Source organism: Umezawaea sp. NPDC059074 (assembly GCF_042738955.1).
Classification (GTDB): Bacteria; Actinomycetota; Actinomycetes; order Mycobacteriales; family Pseudonocardiaceae; genus Umezawaea.
In genome coordinates this window covers 30,387-32,414 of sequence record NZ_JBHYHC010000105.1, presented here as the reverse complement: position 1 = coordinate 32,414, position 2,028 = coordinate 30,387, and the positions used below count along the sequence as shown (strand labels likewise).

2 protein-coding genes are annotated in these 2,028 nt (G+C 69.0%); both read left to right on the top strand.

Annotated features, from left to right (window positions below; all coding sequences use genetic code 11):
* Window positions 1-466: 466 nt before the first annotated feature.
* Window positions 467-1,813: a lysine N(6)-hydroxylase/L-ornithine N(5)-oxygenase family protein gene (locus ACFWW9_RS33945; RefSeq protein ID WP_390386234.1), complete on the top strand. Its 1,347-nt coding sequence runs from the start codon at window positions 467-469 to the stop codon at window positions 1,811-1,813.
* A 77-nt stretch (window positions 1,814-1,890) separates the two neighbouring features.
* Entirely contained in the window at window positions 1,891-2,013 is a 123-nt protein-coding gene (locus ACFWW9_RS33940) for a hypothetical protein (RefSeq protein ID WP_390386233.1), read from the top strand.
* Window positions 2,014-2,028 lie beyond the last annotated feature (15 nt).

Sequence of the window (2,028 nt, the reverse complement as noted above, 5' to 3'; positions counted from 1 at the left end):
ACTCTCTTTGGACCGCCTTTTGAGCCCGACAAAGGCCGAAATGAGGGGTCCCCATGTCAAATCGGCCACAGCACGCTGGAAATCGCAGCCGCCGACCCGACCACGCCGGAACCAGCAGCCGCCGACCCGACCACGCCGGAACCGGCAGCCACTGAGCAACCCGGCTGGAACCGGAGCCGCTAACCAAGCCCGGCCGGAACTGAAGCCGCTAACCAAACCCAGCCGGAACCAGGGTCACCGGGAGGCTCAGGACGGCACCGTCGAGAGGCCGCCGCCGAAGAACCCCCGATACCCCCAAAAGCACCAACCCAACTCCCGCCCCACCCAGCACCTTCCCCCACCACTTAGGGCAGGCTAGGTTTAGGAGCGGTGCAGATCACGTCTCAGGCGTAGCCGGCCATGTGTCGCCTAAGTTAAGTTAGGCTAACTTAAGTCGACCTTCCTCCTGCCGCGTGATGGGACTGCTATGCCACAGGCACGAACCGATGGTGACGTTCCGGTCTACGACCTCGTAGGTGTGGGTTTCGGGCCCGCCAACCTGGCGTTGGCGATCGCAGTGTCCGAGCACAACGCCATCGCCGGTGCCGACGACGTGGTCACGGCCCACTTCTTCGAGAAGCAGCCCGCTTTCGGCTGGCACCGCGGCATGCTCCTCGACGACGCCACCATGCAGGTGTCCTTCCTCAAGGACCTCGTCACGATGCGGAACCCCAACAGCGGGTTCAGCTTCCTGTCCTACCTGAAGGACCGCGACCGCCTCGTGGACTTCATCAACCACAAGAACCTCTACCCCTTGCGCGTCGAGTTCCACGACTACTTCGAGTGGGCCGCCGCCAAGGTCGACGACGTCGTCTCCTACGACCACGAGGTCCTCGCCATCCGGCCCGTGACCCAGGACGGCGTGATCACGCACTTCGACGTCAGCGCCAAGGACGCCACCGGCGCGGTCGAGGTCCGCCGGGCCCGGAACCTGGTCCTGGCCACGGGGTTGCAGGCGAACTTCCCGGACGGCGTCACGCCCTCCGAGCACGTCTGGCACAACCGCGACTTCCTCCACCGCGTCCGCGAACTCGACGCGGACGCCCCACGCAGGTTCGTCGTCGTGGGCGCGGGCCAGAGCGGCGCGGAAGTCGCCGCCCACCTCCACGAGCGCTTCCCCCAGGCCGAGGTCTGCGCCGTCTTCGCGCGCTACGGCTACAGCCCGGCCGACGACAGCTCGTTCGCCAACCGCATCTTCGACCCGGCCGCCGTGGACGAGTTCTTCCAGGCGCCCGAGGACGTGAAGCACCGCCTGATGGCCTACCACGGCAACACGAACTACGCGGTGGTCGACCACGACCTCATCGCCGAGCTGTACCGCAGGGTGTACCAGGAGAAGGTCCTCGGCACGCAACGCCTGCGCCTGATCAACGTGTCCCGCCCGGCCGAGGTCGTCGAGACCGGGGACGGCGTGCGGGTGACCGTCGAATCGCTCACCACCGGCGAGCGGACCGTCCTCGACGCCGACGCCGTCGTGTACGCCACCGGCTACCGCGAGTCCGACCCGACCGCGCTGCTCGGCGAGATCGCCGTCCACTGCCGCCGCGACGACCGGGAGCGGCTGAGCGTCGGCCGCGACTACCGCCTCGACACCGACGGGCAGGTCCGCGGGGGGATCTACCTCCAGGGCGGCACCGAGCACTCGCACGGCATCACGTCGTCGCTGCTGTCGAACCTCGCGGTGAGGGTGGGGGAGATCCTGGCGTCGGTCGTCGACCGCCGGACCCCCAGCATCCCGGCGCAGCCGGAGTACGCCGCGATCGCCGCGCGCTGACGCCCGAGACGCCGACGCGCCAGACGCGCCAGACGCTCCAGAACGGTCCGAGCAGAACCCCCGAAGGGAACACCCCGATGTCCAGCATGTCCATGCCCACGGCCGGTGCCGTGCGCCGTCTCCCGCTGGCGGCGGTGGCGCTCGTCGCCACCCTGCTGCTCGCGGCCTGCGGCGGCGGTGCCCCGACCGCGGGCGGATAGAGCCCCGCCGCCCCG